Here is a 25,692-nt window from a genome sequence, read left to right as displayed (position 1 = left end):
CAAGCGCTGCTGCTCGTCGTCGCCCTGCTGTACGCGGGTGCCCGCATCGCCATGCGCAGCGGCCCGAACTCACCCACGCAAGTGGGACAAGGGCACACCGACGAGGCTGTCGTCACCAACCGGTAGTAGGACTCCGTCAGGTCGGTCTGGATCTTGAAGGATGACGCCTGCCGGACGTTTTCGGCAGGGGGCGGTGGCAGGTGGTGCAGGGGCCGGTTCTCACCATCGATGGCGGACTGGAACTCACCTGATCGACGGATCGGCCTGCTCTTCCAGCGTGCGGCTAGAGGGCGTGACTGAGGCGCTGGTCGACGCCCGGCGGGTGCCTGGCCGACCGCGTTCACCCGGTCGGGCTAATGCCCTCCGATGCCATGGGCCGCTCTCACCCTGCTGGCCCATGGGCGAAAGGCCCTCCGCCGCACCGGCTGGCCGCCTGTCCCGGTTTCCGGCGGGCGTATGCCGCATGAGGATGGCACGAACCCTTCCGTGCACTACACGAGGGAGATGCGATGACCACCGCCACCGCGCTGGTGATACCGGCATTGCGTGATGTCCGCGATGCCCAGGCCAAGGTCGCCGACACATTCCAGGCCCACTACGCCGTCACGCCCGACGGGCCGCACCGGCCCTCATTGCGGCAGCACGCCGACGACGCCCGGGAACACCTGCGGCGCCTGGACGAGCCCCTGGAAGACTTCCAGCCCCGCCGCCCCGTCCTGCACCCGCTCAACCTGGCCCGGCAGGCCACCCGAGTCTTCCTGCTGCCCCTGGAGGCCGCCGTGGGCATCCCCGCCGCTGTGATCGTCCCGGTCCTGATGCTCGGCATCCTCCTGGCGCTCAGCCGGTACGAGGACAAGGTGTTCTCCGCCCGCCCGGCCCGCCCCCGGCAAACCCGGCGCCCCGGTCCTGGGCCAGACGCCTCCGCGCAGCACGCGGCGTCGGCGGGGCGCCCACCTGAGAGCCGGGCGACCGGCTCCCGGCTATCGCGCAAAGGCGCCCGGGCAAGGCCATAAGGCTCCCTGGAAGAACGGCGGTGGGTCGTTGTTCAGTTCCACCAGGCCAGGCCGGACGCAGGAGCCGGCCGGGAGCCGCTCGTTCTTTGTCCGCCGAGCCGCGCGCTGTGCATTCGCCGTAGTCCGCCAGCGCGTTGGCCGAAGAGGAAGGACTGGCCGTTGGTATCCGCCGTGCTCGTCCCGCTCGTACTTCTCGTGCTCGTCCTGGCCCCGGGCTGGCACGAGGAGTGGAAGACCTCCAGGCTGCCGTTGCCCGCACCGGTGGCGTCCCGGGGCCGACTGTCCCGCGCCGCCGTCTCCCTACTTATGCGGGCAGCCTCGGCGTGCGGGCTCACCCGTGGGTGACACAGAGAATCGCTCTACGACGGTGCGTGGGTCAGCGGCTGATCGCAGCTCGGCCCGCCGGAGCCGCCGGCGGGCCACCCGCTCGATAGGGCACGGGGATCTCGGGCGGGCCGCCGGGCACCCTTGGTCGGTCCCCGAGCTCGCCGAGATCAGCGGACTGTCCCGGGCGGCCTTCGCACGAACCTTCCGAGACGCGCTCGGCCAGACTCCGATGCAATACCTGACGGATTGACGAATGACCCTGGCCCGCGACTACCTGCGCAACGGCGAGCTGGGCCTGGCGAAAATCGCCAACATGACCGGCTACGGCTCGCCCTACGCGTTCGCCGCAGCCTTCCGGCGCCATCACGGAGACCCGCCCGGAGCATGGCGGCAAAGGGAGTTGACCCGCACCGGCAGTCCGGTAGCCGACGACCGCATCCACCTCCGCTGACGCCCGCACGCCTCACCTCGGGCGGTTCTGACCGCCCGGAACACTCACGACGCCAGAGCAGCAGCGGGCTTACCTGGCGAGTTCGGTCGGTTCATCCAGCCGCGTCAGCTTCCGCGGGTTTCTCATCACGTAGATCCGGGTGACCCGCCCGTTCTCCACCACGAGGCTCACCGCGGCCGGCTCGCCGTCGATCTCGATCCGGCCCGCGGGCGCGCCGTTGAGCCACACGGTCGTCGTCTCGAACGCGGTCACCACCCGGTTCGCGCGCGCGAGCAACTTCGCCACGAGCTCGGCCCCGTGGATCGGAGCCAAAGCGGCGGCCGCAAGCCCGCCACCATCGGCGATCAGGACCACGTCCGGCGCCATGACCTCCATCAGCTCCTGCAACTGCCCGGTTCGCAACGCGACCAGGAACCGCTCCACCACGGCCTGCTGCTCCGACCGGCTCACCTGCACCCGCGGCCGCCGAGCCGCCACATGCTCGCGTGCCCGCCGCGCGATCTGCCGCACCGTGGCCGCGGACTTCCCGATGGCCTCGGTGATCTCGCCGTACGGCATCTCGAAGACCTCGCGCTGCGGAGGCTAGGTAGTCCGTTCGCACTCGTGGCCATCGATCTCCCCGGCCACATGCCGACGCAGGACTTTCGGCGTCTCCTCGGCACTTCGCCCACCGCCGCACAGTGACGCTCGCGCCACCTGCAACCACACCAGCAACGCCAAACCAACCAGCGTAAGGCCGCCAAGGACGGCCAGGAGAAGATCGCCGACCACCCACCAGATCCCCATGCCGAGCTCCTCGCGTCCCATAACAGCGGTTCAGCAGGCGGTCGGAGTACCGGTCCCGCCGGTGCACGATTCCCTAGGCTCGGGTATGTGCGTCCCCAGCGCGCGGAGTCCTTTGCCCTGGGCACTCGCCACCACCGGGTTCGGCGGGCCAGGTACGGGCCAAGCGGGGCGCGGTTCTTGCCCTGCCAGCGCCTTGAGCCTGCCGACCGGCGGCGTCGCGATCTCCGGGATTGATTTCCCGAGCAGTACCGCGAGACTTCCGGCACCGGCGATCGCCGATGCCGGCATCCCGCCGTCCGATCGATCGCTCTTACGCCGACACCGCTCACCGTCCGGCACGGCACGCTGTTTGGTTGTCCCGCGCCGCCGTTCCCCGGGTGTATGTATCTTCCCGCTGTTCATTAAGTCTCCCTCCAGGCGGACGTACCGCCGGAACAGGGCATGTCGTCAGTCGTCATGGTTGAGGTGACCTGTCGCGGTGCTGTGGGCCTGTTTGTCACGGCACCGGTGGACTTCGGGGAATGGCTCGGCCGAGGGTGATGGCCGGTGGTCAGGACCGAGCGAGCGGCCTTCGGGCAGCTTCTCGGCGGTGTCCTGGGCGATCGGTCGGGATTGGTGGATCCCCATGTCCTTCAGCGTCGAGTCCGCCGTCCGTGTCACACCCTGGCGCGGACTTTTTCCCCGGACTTGCGCGGCGGCGGTTCGGTCGGCCCGATCGCCCCGACCGCGGCTGTGCGCCGCGCGCGGTGTAGGGCGTTCAAGGGCAGTGGCGTGCGAGAGCCGAGGGTGCACCACGCGACGCGGTTGGACTGGGCGGGCGGGCCGCGCTGGACACCGATCGGTGACGGTGCCGGGGCTGTCGAGCCTTGGGAACTGCCGCCTGCGCCGCGCAGCAGAGGCGCGGGCGCAGGCGGCCTGGGGCGGAGTCAGCTGATGGTGGCGATGCCGTCGGTGGTGATGGTCGGGCGGCCGGAGGTGCCGACCACGACGATCTTCAGGGTGTGTTTGGCCGAGCCGGACCAGGTCTTGGTCCAGATCGCCTGGCGGTACTGGGTGGTGGAGGACTTGAGGTCCACCGTAGTGATCTTGGTGCCGTCGAGGTAGATGTACGCCTGGCCGGAGGACGAGGAGCGGGAGACGATCCAGGACACGGAGCGACCGGTGAAGGTCCAGCTGATCGAGGCCTTGGCGGCGGAGGAGCTGTAGGAGTAGCCGCCCAGGTAGTTGCTGCTGCTGCGTCGGGTCCAGGTACCGGTCCGGGTAGCGGAGGTCTCCTGGATGAGATGCGGAGTGCGGTACACCGAGGCGCTCGCGGTGTTGCCGGCGACGTCGGAGGCCTTGAGCGCGAACAGGTCCGAGGTGGCCGGCTTGGCGCTGGTCGACCAGGAGGTGGTGGTCGGGCCGAAGGTGGCCGTGCTCGGTGCGCTCGCCGTGACTTTGGACAGCGCCGCGTTGTCAGCGGCCTTCCAGCCCACGGTGACCGGGACCGCGGTGGAGCTCACCGTGCCGGTGCGCAGCCGGACACTGGGGGTTGCCGGGAAGGTGGGCGCGGTGGTGTCGCCGACCAGGGAGACGCCGCTGGACAGCGTGGTAGTGCCGGTGATGTGGGTGGCCCGTATCTGGACGGTGTGGCTGCCGGGCGCGACCGAGATCGCTGCGGAGAAGGTCGTGCCGGAGGTGTGCGCGACGGCCTTTCCGTCGACCAGGACGTCGAATCCGGAGATCACCGCGGACGGTGTCGCGGCGGACCAGGCCACGTTGGCCGCGCCCTTGGTGTAGTAGCTGGTGCCGGACTTGGCAGCCCCGCCGGACATCCCGGTGACGCTGAGCCCGCTCACCGGTCCGGCCGCGTAGGAGCGGATGGTGCCCAGCTGGGCGTAGAGCTGGTTGCCGGGGCAGTCGGTGGCGAAGCCGTTGCGGTGTCCGGAGACGGGTTGGAAGGAGTAGCTCGTGCCCTGGGTGAAGCCGTGACTGTCGGAGGCTCCCTCGGTCAGGGAACCGGTGCCGGTGCTCGGATTCTCCCCGTACATGCCGAACTTCCAGGCGGCGATGCGGGCGATGGAGCCCAGCATGGCCTTGCTGGGAGCGGCTCCCGGGAACGTGCTGGCAGTGGAGTCGCCGCCGCTGAAGTCGGTGTAGGTGCCGATGGCGGCCACACCCATGCTGTTGGTGTTGAATCCGTAGGTCTGGGCGCCGACGATCGGCAGCGCCATGCCGCCGAAGCGGCCCTCGAAGATGGTGCCGCACTTGTCGACCAGGAAGTTGTAGCCGATGTCACGCCAGGTCTGACGCAGGTGCTCGGCGTAGATGCCGCGCACGATCGCGGGCGAGTCGGAGCAGGAGTAGCTGTTGGTGGTGTCCGTGTGGTGAACGAACATCACCTTCACGGCCGCGCCGTACGCCGGGTAACCCGATTCGCGGGCGCATTCGTCGGCGCCCCAGCCGGCCCGGGTGACGACGGTGGGCGCGGCGACCTTCGAGGTGGTCGAGGCCGGCAGTGGGCTCGGCTCGGTCTGCGTAGCCGACGCGGAAGGGCTGCCCGAGGCGGCGGGGCAGGACGGGTACGCCTGGGCCAGCGTCGGGAGCTGACCCGGCCACGGGCTCGCCGACGCGGTGGGCGATAGGGACGTGGACGGCGAGACCGAGGAGGTGGCCGTACTCGCAGGGGCCGAGGTCGTGGCGTCCGTGGGGGAAGTCGAGGTCGGGGTGTCCGAGGGAGAGGCCGAGGTCGGGGTCGTAGTGTCCGAGGGGCTGGCGGTGTCGGACGGTGTGGTGGTGTCGGTCGGGCTGCCGCTGTCCGCCGGGGCGGTGGTGTAGCTGGTCGTGTCCGTCGGCGTGGGGGTGTCGGACGCGGTCAGGGCGTAGCCGGCCAGGCCCAGGGCGGGCGAGGCAGCCCCGGCGGCCACGACGGCCCCGGTGGTGCGAGCCTTGCCCGGGTCGATGAGGTCAACGGTGAGGCCGGCCGGCAGCGTGGCCACGCCGTGTGCGGCGACCACCCGGACCTGCACTCCGTTTGAGGCGCCGGACCACATGGGCGACATCCCGCCGCGTACCCCAGGGCGGTCCAGTTCGGCCGGATCGGGTATCTCGTCGGGCTGCGCCATGGCCAGCCACCGCGTCCAGGTGCCGCTCGCGGCAGACCGGGTGCGCACCTCCACCGTGCCCCGCAGCTGGGCGTGCGCCCCGGACCAGGTCACGCCGACCATGCTGAACGGGGCCGTGGACCGGGCCGCCAGCGACTTCACCGACGCCGTCGCCCCAGTGAGGCCGAGGGAACGCACGGACGTCTTGATCGGTGCTGTGCCGGCCGACGCGGCAGCCACGCCGCCGTCCGATGCGCTCGACGCGAGGACCGCCACCCCGGCCCCGCCCAGTACGACGGCCCCCAGCGCCATGCAGGTACGGGCTCTCAGGGCCTTCCGCGGTCGGACCCTGTCAGTCCGCTGTGAGTTCATTGCCCACCCCTCCGAACGGCGATTCCGGCCATATGCCGGAAGCGTGGGGATCATATGACCCTCGCAACCTCACGCGTCCACCGAGATTGCATCCACGATGTGGTTGGTCGCGGAGCGGCGTGCGGCCGGTGTGTTCCCCGCAGAAGTCCGCTGACCAGCCGACCGCTTGGCCCTGGGCGACACGGCGACGCACAGTACCCATCGCTCGACTGTCCGGACAGCGCGTACGAAATACTTACGGAACGTTCACTAAACGCATACGACCAGCCCGGCCCTCGCCCCGTCCAACCGGGCTACGGAGCGTTGCCCGCCCGGTGGCTCCGGACACGGCGGCCGCCGGCCGACGCCGCCCCGCGAGACCCGGAGGGGGCCGTTGGCCGGGATGGCGCATTATGTCGTGAGTGCAAAGACCACAGCGGTACGGCAGAGGCGACGGTGAGGCGGGTGCGGGGGTTGGCGCCCCGTCCCCGGATTGCGATCGCAGGGCGGAACCGGGGGAACCGGTGGACATGTCGGCCGTGGTGCGCGCGGCCCAGGGCGGGGACGAGGGAGCGTTCCAGTCGGTGTTCCGGGCTCTGCAGCCCTGGCTGCTGCGCTACCTGTACGTGCTGGTCGGCGAGGACGCCGAGGACGTGGCATCCGAGACGTGGCTCCAGGTCGTCCGCGATCTCGACGCCTTCCGGGGCGACTTCGACGGTTTCCGCGGCTGGGTCGTGACGATGAGCCGCAACCGCGCCCTTGACCACCTGCGCAGCAGGCGCCGCCGCCCCCGCGGCGACATACCCGTGGAGTATCTGACCGACCTGCCCGGCACCGAGGACACGGCCGGCGCCGCCCTGTCCTCGGCGGGCATCAGCACCGCGCTCGGCCTGGTCGCACGGCTTCCCCGTGACCAGGCCGAGGCGGTGCTGCTGCGCGTGGTCATGGACCTTGACGCCGACACCGCCGCACAGGTGCTGGGAAAACGTCCCGGAGCCGTACGCATGGCCGCGCACCGGGGACTGAAGATGCTCGCCAAGCTGCTGGAACAGTCCGCGGCCGGCCCGGCTGAGCCGGCGGCACCGCCGCCGCGAAAACCCGCGCAGAAAAGTTCCCGCGAGGGTGTGACACGGACGAAGTCGCCGACGCTGAAGGATATGAGATGAGGATCCACCGGTTCCTGCGGATCGACCGGGGCACCGCCGAGAAACTGCTCGACGGCCGCCCGCTCGGTCCGGACGCCGGTCATGACGCGCTCGTCGACCTGCTTGCCACACTCGCGGCCCCTCCGGCCGAGAGCGAGCAGGCAGGCGAGAGCGCGGCTGTGGACGCGTTCCGGGAGAGACGTCTCAGCCCTGCCCAGCACTCCCGGAGTAGGCCCATGACCACCGCAGCACAGGCGCGGCGCCGCAGTGTGAAGGCGCTCCTCGCCGCACTCGCCGTCACCGCCCTGAGCGGTGTGGCCGTCGCGGCGGGCACGGGCCACCTGCCCGGCGTCAAGGGCGGCCACCCCGCCGCCGCCCCGCGGACCACGGGCCCCACCACCGGTGTCACCGGCGCGCCGAACGCCGGCGGGCCGACCGCCACGGCGGACGCCGACCCGGCCACCACCGCCCTGTGCGAGGCCTACACCGCGAGCACCGCGGCTGACCGCGCCAAGAAGCTGGCCGCCCCCGCGTTCTCGGGCCTGATCCGCGTGGCAGGCGGTAAAGGCAAGGTCACGGCCTACTGCGCCGCCGTCCTGCACGGTAAACACCACCCGGCCAAGGGCACCAAGAGCCCAGGCCACGCCGGAGATTCCGCGAAGGCCGGCAAAGCCGCCAAACCGACCCACGGCTCCGCGAAGGCTGACCCGAGCCATTCCCCGAAGGCCACCAAGACCCCGAAAGCCACGAAGACCACCGGCGCCACGGCCAAGAAGGCCAACGCCGTCGCGACCGGCCACCCGAGCGGTACCGGGTGACCACCCCGATCCCGGACGGGCGGTGGCCCACTCCCCCCGGGCCGCAGCCCGTCCGGTCCCATCCACGCCGAACCGCCGACCGGCCTCGGCCCCGTACAAACTCCGGACCGGCAGAAGCCATCCCCCCAGGGCTTTCTCTCCTCCGGCCTTCCGCACCGATCACCATGACAGCCCGCCCCCTTCCGCACCCGATCCGACCCGCCGCAGCGCATCCCCACACGCTCGCGCCCCGACCGCTGGGACCACGACTGTGAGCGACGACACGATCAGCATCGTCCGGCCCGCCGATAGCACCGACAGCACGCTTGCGTTCCCGGTGCACACCACGAACCCGGGGTCCGAGGGGACAAGGAGCGCGCCGACGGCCGGACCGGTCTTCGTGGACGCTTCGGGGCGACGCAGGCGCCGGGTCCGCCGCCTGGGCCTGATCCTTATGGTCCTCGCCGCCGGGTACCTCACCCTGGTGGTCAGTACCGCACTGGGCGGCCCCACCGTGGATGCGCCGTTCCTGCCGCTTCCCGCCCCGCCGGACGCCACCGCGCGGCATGCCTCCGGGCATGTCCCGTCCGTGAAACACCGGACGGCCCCCGGATCCGGCGGCACGACCGGGTCCGGAACCCGACCGGACAGTGCGGTCAGCACTGCCCGGCCGGGTTCCGCCGCCTCGTCCGCTTCGGCGTCGCCCTCATCGGCGTCCTCGGCTTCGGCGAGCGCCTCACCGACCGGATCCGCTTCTGCCGGCCCCTCGGCCTCGGCGAGCCCCGGGCAGACCACCGCCGCACCGACCGCCAACGGCAAGAGCCACGCCAGCACAGCCCCGGGCGCGTCCCACCGGCCCGTCAAGTCCTGAGCGAAGCCACCACGTTCTGACCAGGACGGAAGAGGAAGCCCTACCCGTGAGCCGCAATCGCAGCCGCACACCCGGCCGCCGGGCCAACGCCCGCGAAGTACCGCTGCGCACCCACTGGCTGGTTCTCTGCACACTCATGGTGACCCTGGCTGTAGCCCTGCTGTTGCAGGGCTACAGCAGGCACATGTTCAACGACGCCGCCGACGGGACGGCAGCCCCACCCGGCCCGGCTACGTCGGTGCCCGCCACCGTCGCCCACGGCGGCCCCGTGGTGGACGCCGTCGGCGACCGGCCGCACACCGCCCGCCCGCAGGCCCGTACCATCGCGCTCACCTTCGACGACGGCCCCGACCCGAAGTGGACACCGCAGGTCCTCGACGTCCTGCGGCGCAATCACGTGCACGCCACCTTCTTCGTGGTCGGCACCCTGGCCGCCCAGCACCCCGAACTGCTGCGGCGGATCATCGCCGAGGGAAACCAGGTGGGCATCCACACCTTCACCCACGCCGAGCTGGCCACCCTCCCGCCCTGGTACCAGTCGCTGGAACTGCGGGAGGCACAGCTGGCCGTGGCCGGCGCCGCCGGGGTCACCACCTCACTGCTGCGCCCGCCCTATTCCTCGGGCAACGACGCCGTGGATGACGCGGCCTGGCGCAGCATGCAACGTGCCCGGCAGCAGGGCTACCTCAGCGTACTGACCACCCAGGACAGCGAGGACTGGCAGCGCCCCGGAGTGGCGAGGATCATCGCCAACGCCACCCCGCACGGCACGGCCGGCCAGATCCTGCTCATGCACGACGCCGGCGGCGACCGCTCCCAGACCGTCGCCGCCCTGCGCACCCTGCTGCCCGAACTCAAAGCGCGCGGCTTCCACTTCGCGACCGTCAGCGCCTCGGTCGGCATGGCCGACCCGGTCAGGCCCGCGTCGTCCGGCAACCACTGGCAGGGGCTCGGCCTGATCTGGGTGCTGCGCAGCGGCGACCTGGTACTGACCGTCCTGGACTGGCTGATGCTCGCGGCCGGCGCCCTGAGCGTGCTGCGCGCGGTCGCGGTGCTGGTGGCGGCCCGCCGGCACAGCCGGGCCCGCCGCAACCCGTGGGGGCCGCCGGTCACCGCGCCCGCGTCGGTCATCGTGCCCGCGTACAACGAGAGCGCCGGCATCGAGGCCGCAGTGCGCTCACTGCTCGCCTCCGACCACCCGGTGGAGGTCATCGTGGTGGACGACGGCTCCACCGATGGCACGGCCGACCTGGTGGAGTCGCTCGGGCTGCCCGGTGTCCGCGTGATCCGGCAGCGCAACGCCGGGAAACCGGCCGCCCTCAATACCGGTATCGCGGCCGCCTCGCACGACCTGCTGGTGATGGTGGACGGCGACACGGTCTTTGAACCCGACGCCGTACGGATGCTGCTGCAGCCGTTCGCCGACGCGCGGGTGGGCGCAGTCTCCGGCAACGCCAAGGTCATCAACCGGGGCGGGCTGCTGGGCCGCTGGCAGCACATCGAGTACGTCGTCGGCTTCAACCTGGACCGCCGGCTGTTCGACCTCGCCCAGTGCATGCCCACCGTGCCGGGCGCGGTGGGCGGCTTCCGCCGCGCGGCGCTGCTCCGGATCGGCGGGGTCAGCGACGCCACCCTGGCCGAGGACACCGACCTGACGATGGCCCTGTGCCGGGACGGCTGGCGGGTCGTCTACGAGGAGCGCGCCAAGGCGTGGACCGAAGCCCCGGCCTCCCTCGGCGCCCTGTGGAAGCAGCGCTACCGCTGGTGCTACGGCACCCTCCAGGCCATGTGGAAACACCGCGGCGCCCTGCTGCAGCGCGGACCGGCCGGCCGGCTCGGCCGCCGCGGCCTGGGCTATCTGCTGCTCTTCCAGGCGCTGCTGCCGCTGCTCGGCCCGGTGGTGGACGTCTTCACGCTATATGGACTGATCTTCCTCGACCCGGTGCGCATCATCGGACTCTGGCTGGCATTCGTGCTGGTGCAGCTGGTGATGGGCCTCTACGCCTTCCGACTGGACCACGAACACCCCGGCTCGCTGTGGAGCCTGCCACTGCAGCAGTTCGTGTACCGGCAACTGATGTACCTGGTAGTGGTCCAGTCGGTTTTCACCGCCCTGGCGGGCACCCGGCTGCGCTGGCAGCGGATGGAACGCTACGGCAGCCTCCAGTTCCCCACCGGCCCGCCCCCGCCGTCCGCGGTGCCGGTACCGGCCGTGCCCACCGCCCTCGCCGACATCTGGCTGCACGAGGCACACGCCTCCCCCCGAGCCAACGACATGACTGCCGGCGTCGGCTACTACGGCCATCACAGCCCGATCGTGTACAGCGACCCGCGGCAGCCACACACCGAACCGTACGAGAGCGCACCACTTGACTACCAGCGGGGTCCTGACCGGTCGACCGATCAGGACCGGGCGTAGTCGGGGTTGAGACCGGTAGGCAGCGCTGATCAGGTGATCTGTGTTCTCGAGGCTGGGCGGCGCCGGACTCCCTCGGGAGGCGGCGCCGCTCAGCCGTTTCGTCGCGGACTCCGAGCGTCCTACGGTCAGCTTTGGCGCAGTGCGGGCATCGGGAGGGGGACGTTGAAGGCGGTGGCTCCGGCGCCGACGCCACCCTCGCAGGAGTTGGGCGGGTCGGTGGTCACTCCGCGGGTGGAGGGGCGCTCCGCTGCCCAGAACATGTAGCCGAGCAGGCCGGTGGTGGTGCCCGCGCCGGCCGGGGCGGCGTTCTGGGTCCAGGTGCCGGTGGCGTTCTGCAGGGATGAAGCGAAGTTGTCGCACTCCGGGAGGACCTGGGAGCTCCCGGCGATGTAGAGGCCGCCGGTGAACTTGGCGGGGGCCAGCGGCGGGATCGGCGGGCTGTAGGTGGGCTTGCCGCTGATGTGTTCTTGCCAGTTCGACTCGGCCGAGCTGGCGGACGGCTGCTTGCTGGGCACCATGGCGTTGGCGTAGTCCAGGACCGGGTTCGCGGGGGTCAGCCAGTTCGTGGTGGCGTACTGGTCCAGTGCGATCAGCCAGCGGTCGCCGGCCGCGACGTCGAGGGTGAGCCGGGCGGTTGAGTCGGCGCCGGAGGCGTCATAGGGGTGGGCGGCCCGGTAGGAGTTGATGAACGACTGCAGCCCGGTGGTGTTCGGGGTCGTGCTCTGTTCGTAATCGATCTCGATGCCGACGCCGAGCTGGGTTGCGAGCGCGGCGGCCCGCTGGCCGAGCAGGGTGGGGTTCTGGGCGAGCGCGGTGTCCCAGTCGTTGGTGTAGCTGATGCCGCCGATGGAGAGCATGACGCGGATGCCGTGGCTGGTGAAGTAGTTGACGACGGCCTGGTTCATGCCGACGGGCACACCACCGGTGTTGCCGCTGTTGGTCGTGCCATTGAGCAGCGTCAGCGGGTTGACGAAGCTGAGTACCACGAGATTGACCGAGGGACGCCCGTCGCCGCGGTCGATCAGCCAGTGGTTGTTCTGGTCGAAGTTGGCCATGTCGCGGACCGTCGCCCACGTACAGGCATCGTCGCCGCAGTGCCACGCACCGTAAACCTGCGGGAGAGAGCCGGCCGCAGCGTTGGCGGCGGACGGCACGGCGGTGGGCGCGACGGCGACGACGGCCGTCAACAAGGCTGCGGTGACAAAGGACTTGAGTCTGCCGGACAACACACGCACGAACGCCTCCTGGCGAAGCGGTGATCCATCAAAGCCGAATCACACGGTGAGGCCTTGATCGCTATCTGTCAATACATTGGTCCAGACCACAAGCGACTTCCTCGACGCCTGCGTTATGGCCGACCTGGGTAACCCCGGTATCGATCAAAGTCCCGACTCCCCCGAGCAGGTCGCGGGCCTCGGCGAAGCCGACTTCGATCGACCAGCGCGACGCGTAGCGGCTGATCAGATTGGCCGCGGTGGTGGTGAGGTCGGTGGTGACCAGGGCCAGGTCGTAGCCTGTGTCGGTGTCCTCGTCGCGCAGCAGGATCACGCGGACGGTGCGGGTGTGGAGGGAGCCGTACCACAGGCAGGTGACCTCGGACAGGCCCACGGAATCGATGCGCTGGTGGCGCCTGACCCGCCTACCGTCTGCGCACCAGTCACCTCGGTGACGAGGTGAGGAGAACGGTCCTTTCCGGGGTCTACCGGCGAGCGCACCAGCCGCCGGCTGCACCGCACCTACGACCAGATCGCAGGACTCCGCGCGAAAGCCAAGCGCCGGGCCTTGGACTGGCAGCACCAGACGACCACCGTCATCGCCCGCACATACGGCACCGTCGTGGTCGAAGCACTCACCATCACGAACATGGTCAAGTCGGCCAGGGGAACCATCGAGGAGCCGGGGAAGAACGTTGCCCAGAAGTCTGGGCTGAACCGCTCCATCAGCCCTGCGGCTGGCTGTGCCGTTCGAGGACATCAAGTTCAAGGACAACGCGCTGGTCTACGGCGTGCGCGCGTTGCCGATCACGTGGGACAAGTCGAGTGTCGCGGAGAACGGCGAATGATGCGGGTCAGCATCGACGTCGCGGTGGTGGACGCCACGTTGACGGTAGGCCGCACTCGTACCCGGGCCGTACCCAGGTCCTTGCTGTCGAAGCCGAGGTCGGACAGGTACGCTCCGGCGGTCGTCGTGCCGTCGGCGCCGGCGGCCGGGGTGAAGGTGACCTTGGAGACACGGGTCAGGTTCAGCCCCGCCTGCTTCAGCGCCGAGGTCGGCACGTGAACCTGCTGGAGCACGATCTTGCCCAGCAGCGTGGATGTGCTGCCCGGCATCCGGCTCACCCCCCACGCGTTGAGGTGGGACACCAGGTCGCTCCAGGTGTGGCCGGAGCTGTCGGTGACGCTCAGCGTCATGTCCGTCCCCGTGGTGACGCTCTCGTCAGGGGACATGTCCACGGTCATCTCGTCATAGTGCGACACATTGCGTTCGGAGGGCGGGATCGTCACGCTGAGGCCGCCGGCCGTGCCGGTCCATGCCACGTGCGTCATGGGGTTCAGCGGCGGGGCGAACGCGGCGGGTGTCCAGTACGGCACCTGCTGGTTGGTGAGCGTGCTGCCCGGGTTGGTGCAGTAAGGGAGCACTTCGGGAACCGTGCGCCCGTACTTGCTGGCGCAGACCGTGGCCGTGACCGCTCCCGTTGTGCTGACGAGCGGGGACGCATCCTTGAACGTGGTGACGTCCTCGCGTGTGGCGGCGGGCTGCTGGGCCACCGTGCGTATGTCCGCGTAGGGCGCCACGGACGACGGCAGCTTCCCGGAGCCGTCGAACATGCCCTGGAAGCCCGTCTGCCCGCCGAGGGTCGACTCGAAGAACCCGGCGATGTACGCCGAGCCCACCTGGTACTCCTGCGCCGCTGTGAGCCGGGTGTTCTTGCCGGAGGCCAACGCGGTGGCGCTGGTGCCGCACACCGGGTCGTTGACGTTCGACCAGTCGTCCGCGGCACCCGGATACGGCGGGGTCCAGGAGGAGTTGTAGAAGTCATGGTCGGTCCCCATGACCCAGATGTCCGAGCGCTGCACGTTGTCCTGGAAGGTGTTGTCGCGCGAGTCGGCGTAGAAGTGCTGGCCCTGCTGGTCCGACACGTCGCCGTCGCAGTAAGGCAGCAGCGTCGTCGTCACCACGTCCGGCAGGGTGGCGCGGGTGAAGTCGATCGGGGCCAGTGCGAAGACCGACTTGATGTTCCACGGATGGGGCAGGGCGTTGTTGAGGGTGCCCGCGGTGACGACGCCTTCACCGCCGCGCGAATGGCCCATCAGCCCGATTTTGCTGAAGTCCATCGTGTTCGCAAGCTGATTCGCCGTCAGCGTGCCGGCCGGGTACGTGGACCGTCCGGCGGCCAGCGCCTGGTCCAGCGTCACGTCCTGGCCGGCCGCGGCATCGTGGTAGCTGACCGGCCGCGCGTCGTTCGCCGCCTTGAGCATGGTGAGGGTGTCGAGTACGAGTTGGCCGCGGGTCACCGCGCCGTCGTCCGGGGAGAGCTGGTTGTCGTTGGCGTTGATCGCGTTCGCGGAGATCGACACCACGGTGTAGCCGTCCGCGGCGAGCGCCTCACCGGCGCCGTCGTAACCGGCGTAGCTCAGGATGGGGGCCGTCCCGGCCGGGCACGGCCAGCTTCCGCTCGCGCCCTTCAGGGTCGTTGTGTTGTAGCACGAGCTGTGCCGGCCGTGCAGGAAGATCACCAGGGGGTGTGCCCCGCCGGCGGTCGGCAAGTAGATGCGTCCTTCGAGTTCCCCGCGTATTCCGCCGATGTCGGCGAGGGGTATGGCCTGGGCGCCGAAGTTGTAGTCGGCGATCGTGTAGCTGCCCTTGCCGATGGTCGTCGGATCACCGCTCGTCGTCCCCGACGTGCCCGAGGCGCCAGGGGTCGTCGGCCGGGCTTTCTGCTGGGCCCTGAGCTGGGCGCCCTCGGAGGGCAGAACGGACGGGCCCACGGCTGTGCTGTTGCCACCGCTTGACCACTGCCAGCTGACCGCCTTGGCGGTGGCCACCGACTGGTCGCCCGTCGTCACGGTGAGCGTGCGCCCGTCCGCCGACTCCGCGGCGGGGCCCAAGTCCTGCCCGTCGGCGAGCAGTTCGGGTGTGTCGTCCTTCACGGGCAGTGCGGTGGCCAGCACGAGCGACACCACATAGCCGCCGGCCGCCCGGGTCACCGTCCAGCCGGCTCCTGAATCGACCACGGCCGTGTCGGGCCCTGGGGTCGAGGCGGCGGCCGGAAGGGCGGCGGCGGCCGTCGCCCCGAGCAGGACAAGTCCCGCGGCCACCGCGGTGAGCGGACGCCGCAACGCCCGTACATGTCTCTTTCTCTTTATTTGATGCACTTGATGCACTTGTGGCAAACCCCTCTCTAGGGGGCGGATCCGGGGTTTGACGAGGGTGCGGACGCGGGGTCCTGGGCGGGCCGTGCCGTCGAGTGGCGGACTCCGCCGTCCCCGCGGTGGCTCTCGATCTCGAAGCGGAAGCGGTCCGCCCGGTACAGCACCTCGGAGAGTTCCACCGGCTTGTCGTGCTGGTCGCGGGTGACGGCCTCCACCTGCAACAGCGCCTCCCCCACCGGCACTTGCAGATGACTGGCGTGGTCGGGCAGCGCCCGGACCACCTCGATGATGTTGCGGGCCGACGTCATCACCGCGCCGTGGCGGCGTTCCAGCACCCCGTACAGGGAGGTGTCCAAGTCCTCTTCGGCCAGGCCCGGGAAGCGGGCCGCCGGCAGGACGGCGGTGAGCAGCGCCACCGGCTCCGCGCCCAGGAACGCCACTCGTCGCAGGCGGAAGACCTCGGCCCCGGCGGGCACGTCCAGGGCCGTGGCCGCGACATCGTCGGCGGGCCGCGTCCCGGCCTCAAGTACGTGCATGCTCACCGGCAGTCCGGTCTCGCCGAGGGTCGCGGTGAAGCTGGTGAGCAGATGGATCTTGCTCGCCACCTTGGGCTCGCTCACGAACGTGCCGCGGCCCCGGGTGCGGTTGAGGTAGCCGTTCTTGGCCAGGGCCAGGAACGCCTGCCGGACCGGGGCGAGGGACACCCCGAGGCGGACCGCGTACTGCTTCTCCTGCAGCAGCTTCTCGCCCGGGGTCAGCCGCCCGGACACGATCTCGTCGAGCAGCAGCCGGTAGATCTGGTCGTGGTACGGCACGGCGGAGCTGCGGTCGATCGCGAACGGCAGCGGGTCGTCCGCCGAGCCGAGGAGTGGTGGAGAGGTAGGTGCGGCCATGCACGAGACCTTAAAAGTTATAAGTTTCCAACTTATTTCTCGAACGCAAGGAGTACGTGTCCTGGCGCGAGGACCACGTGCGGCTCCCGGCGGGGCGCGTTCCGGGATTGGTCACTCGCTGTTCGGCTCGCGGCCATTAATTCCCCCGGGCTCGGTAATCGCGTCACTAACTCTTCCTAACGGTCGTTACATCGCAGGCATTCAGATGGTTAAGGACGGGCGTCATGCTGGCAGGGATTCGATCGAGGACGCAGGTGGCGCTGGTGGCCGCAGCAGTGATGGGAACCGCCGTGGGATGCGGTTCCTCCGCGTCGACCACGGCAGCGACGGGCAGCGCGGCCAAGCCGACTCTGGTCGTGTACTCCGCGCAGGGCTACGACCAGGCGGTTGTGGACGCGTTCCAGAAGGCCACGGGCATCACGACCAAGCTGGTCGACGACAGCACCGGGCCACTGCTGGCGAAGGTTGCCGCGGAGAAGTCCAACCCGCAGTGGGGCGTGCTGTGGACGGACGGCGACGAGGGGTTCGCCTCGCTGGACCAGCAGGGGCAGCTGCTCAAGGGATACGAGCCCGGCGTCACGTTCAACGCCGCCGGCCAGGCCGTGCTGCCCAAGGACAAGAGCTATATCCCGACCGGTGTCACGATGGCCGGCACCATCGTCTACGACGCCGGCAAGACCCCGAAGCCGCCGACTTCGTGGCAGGACCTGCTGACCTCTGCCTGGAAGGGCAGGATCGGCATGAACAACCCCGCGGTCTCCGGCCCCACGTTCCCGTTCGTGGCCGGAATGATGAACCTGCTCGGCGGTGAGGCCCAGGGCAAGGACTTCTACAGCAAGCTGAAGGCCAACGGCCTGCATGTCTTCCCGACCAACGGCGACACCCTGCACGCGATGTCGACCGGCCAGATCCAGGTCGGCCTCATCCAGAGCTCCGCCGGGCTCGGCGCGGCCCAGACGGTGAAAAACCCCAACATCAAGACCGCCTTCCTGAAGGGCGTCAGCCTGCTCCCGGGTGTCCTCGGTATCGACGCCAAGGCGCCCGCCGCGGTGCAGGCCGAGGCGAAGAAGTTCGCGGAGTTCGTCCTCAGCCCGGCCGGGCAGAAGGCCATGCTGAACGGCGCCCCCGGCAGCGACTCGCTGTACTGGCCGGTCGTGCAGGGCGTCTCGGCACTGCCCGCCATGCCCGCGCTCAAGTCGGTGCAGTACCAGACGGTCGACCCGTACGTCTGGGGTCCGAAGGAGTCCGAGATCAACTCCTGGTTCACCGCGAACATCGCGAAGTAGACACATGACGACGAACAAGTCCGTTCTGGCCCCGGTCCCCCTTTCCCGCACGCGGGAAGGTGGACGGATGAACGCGCGGCTGCGGCGCGGCGGCCGCGCGGTGAGCCTGCTGGGTGGTCCACTCGCCGCTGTCGCGGTGGGACTGATCCTGCTGGCGCCCGTGGCGGGCTTCCTGCTGGTCGCGATCAGCCCCCGGGCGTTCGGTCAGGGCTCCAGCTGGTTCAGCCTGGCCTCCTTCCACTCCGCGCTCAGCGGAACCATGTCGCAGGCGCTGCTCAACACCGCGCTGACGGGAGTGGGCGCCGCGGTGCTGGCCGCCGTCATCGGCACAGCGCTCGCACTGCTGCTGGGCCGGACCAAGGTCCTCGGCGGCGGTGTGTGGCGGCTGGGGATCTGGGCCCTCCTGCTCGCCCCGTCGTACCTCGAAGCCCTCGGCTGGACCCGCCTGGTGGAACCGGACGGGGTACTGGTCCAGATCTTCGGCATCAACGCCGGCTGGCTGCGAAGCCTTGTCATGGGGCCGGTCGGGGTGATCTGGGTCCTCGGCAGCCGCGGAGTCCCGTTCGCCTTCCTCGCCGTCTCCGGTGTGGTCGCGGGACTGGGGCGGGACTTCGAGGACGCGGCCCGGGTGCACGGCGCCGGGACCTGGTCCCGGTTGCGGATCACCATCGGCATGCTGGCTCCCGGGCTGTGGGCGGCTCTGGCCATCGTCTTCGCCGAGGCCATCAGCGACTACGGCGTGGCGGCCACCCTCGGGGCCGACGCGCGCTTCCCCCTCGCCACCTTCTCCCTCGCCGCCGCGGTCACCAACTTCCCCGCGGACTACCCGACGGCCGCGGCCGTCGGATGGCTGCTGATGCTGCTGGTCGTGTTCGCGATGCTGGCGCAGCGCGCGGCCACCCGTGGACGCTCCTACGCCGTGCTGTCCGGGCGTACCCGCCCGGTCAGCCAGGTGCCGCTACGAGGCCGGCGTTCCGCGGCCGCCCTCGCCGGGCTCGGCGTCTTCTTCCTGCTCGCCCTCGGAGTGCCGACGCTGGGCGTGGTCTCCGCGTCCATGCTGGGCCAGTTCGGAGCGCTGAGCGCGCGCTCGTTCACGCTGGACAACTACCGGCAGGTCTTCCAGCAGTCCAGCCTGCTGGCGCCCGTCATGCTGTCGCTCCGGCTGGCCGTCATCACCGCTACGGTGGCCCTGATCGGCGGCGTGCTGGTGGCCCGGTTCCTCGCCCGCAGCGGCGGCAAGGGGCGCGGCAAGGCGGCCGGCGTACTGGACCTGCTGATGCTCGGGGCCGTGGCCCTGCCCTCGATCGTGCTGGGCGCCGGCTACATCTTCACGTACAACCTGCCGCTGATGAACACCCTCGGCATTCACCTCTACGGAACCTTGACGCTGCTGACCATCGGTCTGCTCGCCGGAGCGCTGCCGGCCGCCTCGCGGCTGCTCGTCGGCTCCTTCTCGCAGCTGCAGGACTCCATGCTGGCCGCGGCCAGGGTGCACGGCGCGGGAACGGCGCGGGCCTGGAGCACGACCGTGCTGCCGCTGGTGTCCCGCGGGCTGCTGTGGACGTGGCTGCTCACCTTCGCGGACCGGTTCCTGGAGCTCCCGCTCGCCTCGATGCTCTACCCGCCGGGCCAGCAACCGCTGTCGGTGGGAGTCACGAAGCTGATCGTGAACTACGACTTCGGGGTGGGCACCGCCTCGCTGGTCGTCGCCTGCGCCGGCATCCTCCTCGTCATCGGCCTCGGCCTGGCACTGTTCCGCCTCCTCGCTCCGGCGGGCTGGCATCGATTGGAGCAACGGTGAAATCCGCACACGACGGCCGTGCCACTCGGCTGGAGATCGACGGCGTGGTCAAGCGGTACGGCGCCAGCACGGTCCTCGAAGACGTCTCGCTGACCGCCGAGGCGGGCGAGTTCCATGTCCTGCTCGGACCGTCCGGTTCCGGCAAGAGCACCCTGCTGCGGGTCATCGCCGGCATCGAGCGGGTGGACGAGGGCCGCGTGCTGCTGGGCGACCAGCTCCTGGCCGACCGCGGCGTGTGCGTGCCTCCCGAGCAGCGCGGTCTGGGCATGGTGTTCCAGGACTACGCGCTGTGGCCGCACCTGACCGTCGCGGACAACGTCGCGTACGCGCTGCGGCGGCAGCGGGCCGGGCGGCGGGAGGTGGCCGACCGGGTCGGCGGTCTCCTGGAGCGGGTCGGCCTGGCCGGGTACGCGCGGCGCTATCCGGGGGAGCTGTCCGGCGGCGAGCAGCAGCGCGTGGCACTGGCCCGGGCCCTCGTGGGGCGCCCGCGGATGCTGCTGTTCGACGAGCCGCTGTCCAATCTGGACGCCGACCTGAAGGAGCGGCTGCGGGTCGAGATCGCCACGCTCACCCGCGAGACCGGCGCCACCGCCGTGTACATCACCCACGACCAGTCGGAGGCCTTCGCACTGGCGGACCGGATCGGGGTGCTGCGTGACGGCCGGCTGGTCCAGCACGGAACACCGGAAACCATCTACAACAACCCCGGCTCGCCCTTCGTGGCGCGCTTCACCGGGCTGTCGGGCGAACTGCCCGCACAGGTCGAGAAGGTGCGTGCGGACGGCGGTGTTCAGGTGCGCGCCCTGGACCGCTCGCTGGTGGCGCAGGCGCCGACCGGCCTGGCCGAGGGTACGGCGGTGGACCTGCTGATCCGGCCGGCCGCCTTGAAGCTGAGCGCCACGGAGCAGGCCGGAGGTACGCACGCGCTCACCGGCGTCATCCGGGACACCGCCTACCGGGGGCGCGGCTACGACCACGTCGTGGAGCTGCCCGGCGGGACTCTGATGTGTGGCGTTTTCGACCAACAGCCCTGGCAGCGCGATCGGTCGGTGGCCCTTGCGGTCACGCCGAGCGGCTGTTTCGCGTACCCGCGCGCTGACCGCGAGGCGGCTGCGACAGCAGGAGCGGGACGAACTGATGCAACACAAAAACTGGAGGTATGAATGAGCGGGACAGTACTCGTCCTCGCCGTCTTTCTGGCCTGTGCGGTGGAAGCCGTCGAGGCACTCACCATCGTGCTCGCCGCGGGTGTCACCCGAGGCTGGCGCTCGCCGATGATCGGTGTCGGCGCGGCACTGGTGACGCTGGCCGTCGTGGTCGCAGCGCTCGGGCCGGCGATCAGCCGGATCCCGATCGGCGCCATGCAGCTGGTGATCGGCAGCCTTCTGCTGGTCTTCGGCCTGCAGTGGCTGCGTAAGGCGATCCTGCGGGCATCCGGCTACAAGGCGCTGCACGACGAGGACAAGATCTACCAGGAGCAGGTCTCGGCCGCGCAGGCGGCGGCGACCGAAGGCCGGGCGTTCGTCACCGACTGGTACGGCTTCACACTGGCGTACAAAGGCGTGTTCCTGGAGGGACTGGAGGTCGCGTTCATCGTCGTCACCTTCGGGTCCGTCCAGGGACAGATCCCGGAGGCCTCGCTCGGGGCGATCGCCGCGGTCGTGCTGGTGGTCGTCGTCGGCCTGCTGATCAAGGCGCCGCTGGCCAAGGTCCCCGAGAACACGATGAAGTTCGTGGTGGGCATCCTGCTGACGTCCTTCGGCCTCTTCTGGGGAGCCGAAGGAGCCGGAGCCCACTGGCCGGGGGCCGACACCGCCCTGCTCGTCCTCATCCCGGCCGTCCTCGCCGTCTCGCTGGCCTACGTATCGCTGCTGCGCAACCAGCAGCGGCGCACGGTGCAGACGGCCCAGCCACACAATGGAGTTACCTCGTGAACCCGATCATGCGATTCCTGCACTTCTGGTACGACTTCGTGGTGGGCGACGACTGGACCGTGGCCGTCGGCGTGGTGGTCGCGCTCATCGTCACAGCACTGCTCGCCGGAGGGGCTATCGCGGCCTGGTGGGTGCTTCCGGTCGCCGTGGTGCTGCTGCTCGGCCTGTCACTGCGACGGGCGAGCCGTCCCAGCGCATAGGACGGCGGGAGCCGAGCCGATTGCGGGCCGGCGGGAGCGGGTGAGATATCCGGCTCCCGTCGGCCCGCAATCGCGTACGAGTCCGCCTTGCGCCGGCCGGGACCGCCGTCAGCGGCTCTCGCCCTCTTCCAGGTAGACCCGGGCGGCGTAGTCCTCCAGGACCTGCTCGCAGCGTTCGAGGGCCGCCGCCGTTTCGGCACGGCCGGAGGCTGACAGCACGTCCCGGGTACGGACCTTCTCGAACCAGTTCTTCAACTTGGTCAGGTCCTCGTCGTTCTCCTCCAGCTCGGCGTACGTGAAGTGCTCGGCCACGTACTCCTTGTCGACCTGGGCGAGAAAGTCCTGGCAGCGGTCGATGATCTCTTCGTACTCGTCGTTGCGGACCGTGTTGAAGGCGGCGACGACATCAGCCTCTCCGGCCAGCACATCGGTGCCGAGCAGATGGGCCGTACCGTCCATGTCGATGATCTCCTTGCGCAGCACCCGCATGGCTCTTTCCGAGGCAACCGTGCGAGGCAGCGCGGCCACCGAGTTCTGCAGGTAGATCGCCCCGAGTCCCTTGATGCGTCGCCACACCGCCGCCCGCAACCGGGTCGGCTCCGTCGGCACCCGGTAGACGAGCACAAGCCAGCGGCGTCCGCCGCCTTTCACCTCTTCCTCGGGTTGAGCCGCCCGCTGCGACCCAGCCGTCGATACCACCGGTTCACCTCCCGCCTGAACTTGCTTGCTGCCCTCACCTTACGGTGGGCGTCGATTGCGTAGACGGGTCACCGGATACGGTGCGAGAGAGGGGTGAGGCGGGCGCCCCCGACGACCGTCGGTGATACGCCCGCCTCACCCCCACCCCCGACCATCGGCGCGGTTCCGGCCCCCCTCCGGGTCAGGTGCTGGCGTCGGCCCGGTACGCGAAGCTCCCGCCGGGGTCGAGCCGGACCCGGACCTCTTCGCCCCGCCGGCGGCGTTGTTCGGCGAAGACGCCGGTGAGGAGCGTGCCGTCCGCGAGCTCGACCAGGTGGTCATATCCGTGGCCGCGGTAAGCGACATCCCGTACCCGGCTCAGGAGGCCACTGTCGTCGTCGACCCTCGGGACCAGGCGCGCCGCAGCGGGACGAACGAGAACCGTAACCGCGGATCCCAGCGGCGCGGGCGCGGGCCCCGATGCCGTCAGCGGACCGTTGGGCGTGTCCACCAGGAACCGTCCGGCGGAGTCCGGCCGGCCGGCAACCCGGCCGTGCAGTTCCCCGGCGACACCGGTGAAGCGGGCCACAAATGGCGTGGCGGGCACGTGATACACCGATTCCGGCAGGTCGCACTGGACGAGTCGTCCGTCCTGGAGTACACCGATCCGGTCTGCGAGGGCGAAGGCCTCGACCTGGTCGTGGGTGATGTACACAACGGTTGTGTCGTTCTCCCGGGCAAGCGTGGCGATCTCCGCCCGCAGCCGCTCCCGCAAGTCGGCATCGAGGTTGGAGAGCGGTTCGTCACACAGAAGGACCGCCGGTCGGGCGACCAGAGCCCGGGCCAGCGCGACCCGTTGCTGCTCCCCGCCCGACAGCTCGGGAGGGCGACGGTTCGCCAGTCGGACCAGGCCCACCCGGTCCAGCATCGCCAGGGCACGCCTCCTGGACTCCTGGCGGGGGAGGTGCAGCCGCTCCAGGGCGTAGACGACGTTCGCGAGGACACTGACCTGGGGCCACAGCGCGTATTGCTGGAACACCATTGCCAGGCTGCGCCGTTCAGGGGCCACATGCAGCCCTTGGTCCGCCACGACGCTCGTTCCGATCGCGATGCTGCCCGCACTGGCCCGGTCGATCCCGGCCACGAGTCTCAAGAGCGTTGTCTTTCCTGACCCTGACGGCCCGAGGAGGACCATGAACTGCCCGGCAGTGACCGTCAGATCGATGCCGTCGAGGGCGATGACATGGCCGAACCGGCGGGTCAGGCCGGTGAGTCGCAACGGGCTCGATGACGGCATCAACGTGCGTGATCGTCGTTGAAGGGAAGGAGCAGGTGCCAGTTCATCGGGGACCCTGGAAGCGCCTTGGTGTCGCGGACATTCCAACGGAAAAGGGGTACCTCACGCTCGTAGGCTGAGCCGTGGGAGCGATAGCCGGGGGGCAGCTCCTCGGTCTCGGTCGCGAGGTCGCCGAATACTGTCCGGCGGTCCGCGAGGATCGCGAGGTCGCCCATCCGGGTCGGATCGAGCAGGAATTTGGCAGCTGCTTCGGCGCGCGGGAGCACCTGCTCGACGCCGTCGAGTGAGCCGAGGATCTCCGCCGCCCGGTCCCGTTGCGCTTCGTCAACCCATACCCACGCAGAGCCGCCGAGGTCACGGTGGTGTCCCACGTAGCCGTCCTTCTCTATAGACAGTGCGGACACCTCCGTGACTCCTCGTGCGGTCAGGATCCGTCCCAGGTCAAGGGCACGGGTCTTGGCGTTCATCCCGTGGTCGGCCGTGAGAAGCACCTCGGCGTCCGGCACCGTTTTGACGACAGCCTGGATGGCGGCGTCCAGTTGGCGCAGGTGGTCGTTGGAGCCGGCCTCGCCCGGCGCCCACATGTGCATGGGGTAGTCCGTGGTGTGCACATAGAAGGTGTCCAGGTCCGGGCGATGGGCGATCAGCCAGGCCAGGCAGCGCAACAGCCAGATGTTGACTTCGCTGGAGTAGATGTTGGGAGGGGCGCCCACCGCATCGACCACCTCTGATGGCGCGTGCTCGCTGGTTACGAGGTAGTCCAAGCCGTTCCCGAGCAGGCGCAGGGTCTTGCTTTTGGCACTGAGCAGACAAACCCGTCGCCCCGCCTCCGCCCAGGTCTGGAGGAGAGTCGGCGCGTTGAGCATGTGCGCGGCGTCCATGTGCCTGTCCACGCCCGTGTCCGGATCGAGGAAGGAGTTACCGGTGATCCCTGTGACGGCCGGCGGAGCAGCACAGGCGATAGCGGCGTTGTTGACGTTGGTGACCGTGGGCCAGAGTCCCTCGACCACCTCACCGCCGCTCTCAGTGAACAGCTTGGACAGGAACGGGGTCGTCCCGCTGTCGAGGTAGTCCGAGCCGAGCCCGTCGATCATGAAGATCAAGCGCGGCGAGCCGATTCCGTTTCCGTTTCCGGTCATGAGGTTTCCTCCAGAGTCAGGGTGTTGTGTTTACGGTCGTGAGGCCGGCGACCAACGAGTCGACGGCCGCTTCTTGACGGGCGCGTTGTCCGCGGTGCAGCATCCCCGCCGCCCACACCAGCCCGTTGACCGCTCCGAGCACCGCGATCATCGCGGCGATGGCCACGACCGTGAGCGCGGTACCTGTCGCGATCTGCGACTTGAACTGCACCGCGACCGCCACGGCGAGCGGCTCCCCGCTCGGCGCGTGCAGGACCTCCGAGAGCGGCAGCTCGAACATGATGACGGCCACCAGGAACAGCCAAACCGACACGAGGGACCGCCAGATGAGCGGCAGCACCGCCTTGGTCCACGCACGGAGAGCGATGAACCCGTGAACCCGCCCGGCGTCGTACAGAGACCGCCCGGCCTGGGCCAACGGGCCGTGCAGCATCCGGACGGCGAGGGGGGAGAATCCGACGACATAGCCGACGAGCAGCAGCCATTGCGTGTTGTAGACCGGCAGGGCGTTGTAGACCGCCGGCAGGTTGTAGAAGAACACGAACCCCGCCGCGAGGACGATAGAGGGAAGCCCGATCACCGCCACCAAGCCGATGTCGATCAGCGCCGCGGCGCGAGCCCTGCCCCGGTACTGGTTCCACAGATTGATGACGAGCCCGACGGCCACCGCCAACGTCGCCCCCGCGAGGCCGAGTTGAAGGGACAGCCACACGGGACTGAGCAGGCCTGGGGTGTCGAACAGCGCCCTGTAGGCCGCAAAGGTGAGCCCCGATGAGTTGGCGGCTGCGACGGCTCCGCCCGACGACGCCGTTCCGCCGAGCAGCGAGGACCCGACGATGCCGAGGACA

General features: G+C 69.9%; 24 protein-coding genes and 2 pseudogenes. 14 read left to right on the top strand and 12 right to left on the bottom strand.

The features are described 5' to 3' along the window. Positions 1 to 509 precede the first annotated feature (509 nt). The 4 genes from FCI23_RS45070 (at position 510) to FCI23_RS58805 (ending at position 1,791) form a co-directional block, all read left to right on the top strand. Positions 510 to 1,013 carry a hypothetical protein gene (locus tag FCI23_RS45070; RefSeq protein ID WP_136729837.1) on the top strand — a complete coding sequence of 168 codons (504 nt, stop codon included), beginning with the start codon at positions 510 to 512 and terminating at the stop codon, positions 1,011 to 1,013. A gap of 159 nt (positions 1,014 to 1,172) precedes the next feature. Continuing rightward, the gene (locus FCI23_RS45065) at positions 1,173 to 1,358 is read left to right on the top strand and encodes a hypothetical protein (protein WP_136729836.1); all 186 of its coding nucleotides are present in this window, start codon (positions 1,173 to 1,175) and stop codon (positions 1,356 to 1,358) included. Further along, positions 1,351 to 1,590 (top strand): AraC family transcriptional regulator, encoded by a 240-nt coding sequence (locus FCI23_RS64265; RefSeq protein WP_407646125.1) that lies wholly within the window; start codon positions 1,351 to 1,353, stop codon positions 1,588 to 1,590. Before FCI23_RS45065 ends, FCI23_RS64265 begins: the two co-directional genes overlap by 8 nt. Before the next feature lie 3 nt (positions 1,591 to 1,593). Beyond that, on the top strand, positions 1,594 to 1,791 hold the full coding sequence (locus FCI23_RS58805) for a helix-turn-helix domain-containing protein (RefSeq protein ID WP_211265748.1): 198 nt from the start codon (positions 1,594 to 1,596) through the stop codon (positions 1,789 to 1,791). A 69-nt stretch (positions 1,792 to 1,860) separates the two neighbouring features. Here the strand turns inward: FCI23_RS58805 and FCI23_RS45055 are convergent. The 4 genes and pseudogenes from FCI23_RS45055 to FCI23_RS45040 form a co-directional block, all read right to left on the bottom strand. Then, positions 1,861 to 2,364: pseudogene (locus FCI23_RS45055) on the bottom strand (RNA polymerase subunit sigma-24); the annotation flags it as partial. A gap of 9 nt (positions 2,365 to 2,373) precedes the next feature. Continuing rightward, positions 2,374 to 2,577 (bottom strand): hypothetical protein, encoded by a 204-nt coding sequence (locus FCI23_RS45050; RefSeq protein ID WP_136729835.1) that lies wholly within the window; start codon positions 2,575 to 2,577, stop codon positions 2,374 to 2,376. Between the two features lie 447 nt (positions 2,578 to 3,024). Then, on the bottom strand, positions 3,025 to 3,204 hold the full coding sequence (locus tag FCI23_RS45045) for a hypothetical protein (protein WP_136729834.1): 180 nt from the start codon (positions 3,202 to 3,204) through the stop codon (positions 3,025 to 3,027). Between the two features lie 299 nt (positions 3,205 to 3,503). Then, positions 3,504 to 5,972, bottom strand: coding sequence for an N-acetylmuramoyl-L-alanine amidase (locus tag FCI23_RS45040; protein ID WP_136729833.1), 2,469 nt, complete (start codon positions 5,970 to 5,972; stop codon positions 3,504 to 3,506). Positions 5,973 to 6,541: 569 nt separating this feature from the next. Here FCI23_RS45040 and FCI23_RS45035 point away from each other — a divergent pair. From FCI23_RS45035 to FCI23_RS45020, 4 genes are all read left to right on the top strand, one after another. Then, a complete protein-coding gene (locus tag FCI23_RS45035; protein WP_136729832.1) occupies positions 6,542 to 7,177 on the top strand; it encodes an RNA polymerase sigma factor in 636 nt (211 codons plus the stop codon). Next, positions 7,174 to 7,974: a hypothetical protein gene (locus FCI23_RS45030; RefSeq protein ID WP_136729831.1), complete on the top strand. Its 801-nt coding sequence runs from the start codon at positions 7,174 to 7,176 to the stop codon at positions 7,972 to 7,974. Before FCI23_RS45035 ends, FCI23_RS45030 begins: the two co-directional genes overlap by 4 nt. Positions 7,975 to 8,224: 250 nt before the next feature. Continuing rightward, positions 8,225 to 8,824 carry a hypothetical protein gene (locus tag FCI23_RS45025; protein ID WP_136729830.1) on the top strand — a complete coding sequence of 200 codons (600 nt, stop codon included), beginning with the start codon at positions 8,225 to 8,227 and terminating at the stop codon, positions 8,822 to 8,824. Between the two features lie 46 nt (positions 8,825 to 8,870). After that, positions 8,871 to 11,243 carry a bifunctional polysaccharide deacetylase/glycosyltransferase family 2 protein gene (locus FCI23_RS45020; protein ID WP_322973997.1) on the top strand — a complete coding sequence of 791 codons (2,373 nt, stop codon included), beginning with the start codon at positions 8,871 to 8,873 and terminating at the stop codon, positions 11,241 to 11,243. A gap of 125 nt (positions 11,244 to 11,368) precedes the next feature. Here the strand turns inward: FCI23_RS45020 and FCI23_RS45015 are convergent, their stop codons facing one another. Together FCI23_RS45015 and FCI23_RS45010 are read right to left on the bottom strand one after the other, a co-directional pair. Then, entirely contained in the window at positions 11,369 to 12,478 is a 1,110-nt protein-coding gene (locus FCI23_RS45015; RefSeq protein ID WP_211265747.1) for a glycoside hydrolase family 18 protein, read from the bottom strand. Positions 12,479 to 12,539: 61 nt separating this feature from the next. Next, on the bottom strand, positions 12,540 to 12,851 hold the full coding sequence (locus tag FCI23_RS45010) for a hypothetical protein (protein WP_136729829.1): 312 nt from the start codon (positions 12,849 to 12,851) through the stop codon (positions 12,540 to 12,542). Positions 12,852 to 12,947: 96 nt separating this feature from the next. On the opposite strand from FCI23_RS45010, the pseudogene FCI23_RS61260 reads away from it, so the two are divergent. Next, positions 12,948 to 13,196, top strand: a pseudogene (locus FCI23_RS61260) (RNA-guided endonuclease TnpB family protein); the annotation flags it as partial. A 68-nt stretch (positions 13,197 to 13,264) separates the two neighbouring features. Here the strand turns inward: FCI23_RS61260 and FCI23_RS45000 are convergent. Both FCI23_RS45000 and FCI23_RS44995 read right to left on the bottom strand, forming a co-directional pair. Further along, complete coding sequence (locus FCI23_RS45000) at positions 13,265 to 15,562, bottom strand: alpha/beta hydrolase family protein (protein WP_136729828.1); 2,298 nt, start codon at positions 15,560 to 15,562, stop codon at positions 13,265 to 13,267. Between the two features lie 83 nt (positions 15,563 to 15,645). Beyond that, positions 15,646 to 16,509 carry a GntR family transcriptional regulator gene (locus tag FCI23_RS44995; RefSeq protein WP_136729827.1) on the bottom strand — a complete coding sequence of 288 codons (864 nt, stop codon included), beginning with the start codon at positions 16,507 to 16,509 and terminating at the stop codon, positions 15,646 to 15,648. Positions 16,510 to 16,733: 224 nt separating this feature from the next. Between FCI23_RS44995 and FCI23_RS44990 the strand changes: the two genes are divergently transcribed. The 5 genes from FCI23_RS44990 to FCI23_RS44970 all read left to right on the top strand — a co-directional run bounded on the left by FCI23_RS44990 (position 16,734) and on the right by FCI23_RS44970 (position 21,730). Then, on the top strand, positions 16,734 to 17,795 hold the full coding sequence (locus tag FCI23_RS44990; RefSeq protein WP_136729826.1) for an ABC transporter substrate-binding protein: 1,062 nt from the start codon (positions 16,734 to 16,736) through the stop codon (positions 17,793 to 17,795). Between the two features lie 67 nt (positions 17,796 to 17,862). Beyond that, positions 17,863 to 19,596: an ABC transporter permease gene (locus FCI23_RS44985; RefSeq protein ID WP_169317256.1), complete on the top strand. Its 1,734-nt coding sequence runs from the start codon at positions 17,863 to 17,865 to the stop codon at positions 19,594 to 19,596. Beyond that, positions 19,593 to 20,759, top strand: coding sequence for an ABC transporter ATP-binding protein (locus tag FCI23_RS57415; protein ID WP_169317255.1), 1,167 nt, complete (start codon positions 19,593 to 19,595; stop codon positions 20,757 to 20,759). Before FCI23_RS44985 ends, FCI23_RS57415 begins: the two co-directional genes overlap by 4 nt. Then, positions 20,760 to 21,530: a COG4280 domain-containing protein gene (locus FCI23_RS61255; protein ID WP_136729824.1), complete on the top strand. Its 771-nt coding sequence runs from the start codon at positions 20,760 to 20,762 to the stop codon at positions 21,528 to 21,530. It begins immediately after the preceding gene. After that, positions 21,527 to 21,730 carry a hypothetical protein gene (locus tag FCI23_RS44970; protein ID WP_211265746.1) on the top strand — a complete coding sequence of 68 codons (204 nt, stop codon included), beginning with the start codon at positions 21,527 to 21,529 and terminating at the stop codon, positions 21,728 to 21,730. Before FCI23_RS61255 ends, FCI23_RS44970 begins: the two co-directional genes overlap by 4 nt. 108 nt (positions 21,731 to 21,838) lie before the next feature. Here the strand turns inward: FCI23_RS44970 and FCI23_RS44965 are convergent, their stop codons facing one another. The 4 genes from FCI23_RS44965 to FCI23_RS57410 form a co-directional block, all read right to left on the bottom strand. After that, complete coding sequence (locus FCI23_RS44965; RefSeq protein ID WP_211265745.1) at positions 21,839 to 22,429, bottom strand: Chromate resistance protein ChrB; 591 nt, start codon at positions 22,427 to 22,429, stop codon at positions 21,839 to 21,841. A 181-nt stretch (positions 22,430 to 22,610) separates the two neighbouring features. Beyond that, the gene (locus tag FCI23_RS44960) at positions 22,611 to 23,705 is read right to left on the bottom strand and encodes an ABC transporter ATP-binding protein (RefSeq protein WP_136729823.1); all 1,095 of its coding nucleotides are present in this window, start codon (positions 23,703 to 23,705) and stop codon (positions 22,611 to 22,613) included. Continuing rightward, positions 23,705 to 24,844, bottom strand: a complete 1,140-nt coding sequence (locus FCI23_RS44955) for an alkaline phosphatase family protein (RefSeq protein ID WP_136729822.1) — start codon at positions 24,842 to 24,844, stop codon at positions 23,705 to 23,707. Before FCI23_RS44955 ends, FCI23_RS44960 begins: the two co-directional genes overlap by 1 nt. Positions 24,845 to 24,860: 16 nt before the next feature. Then, a partial coding sequence (locus FCI23_RS57410; RefSeq protein WP_211265744.1) for an ABC transporter permease family protein occupies positions 24,861 to 25,692 on the bottom strand: 832 nt, incomplete at its 5' end.

This window comes from Actinacidiphila oryziradicis (assembly GCF_005047355.1).
Lineage (GTDB): Bacteria > Actinomycetota > Actinomycetes > Streptomycetales > Streptomycetaceae > Actinacidiphila > Actinacidiphila oryziradicis.
The sequence above is the reverse complement of the archived record's forward strand: the minus strand, read 5'-3'. Positions and strand labels throughout refer to the sequence as shown.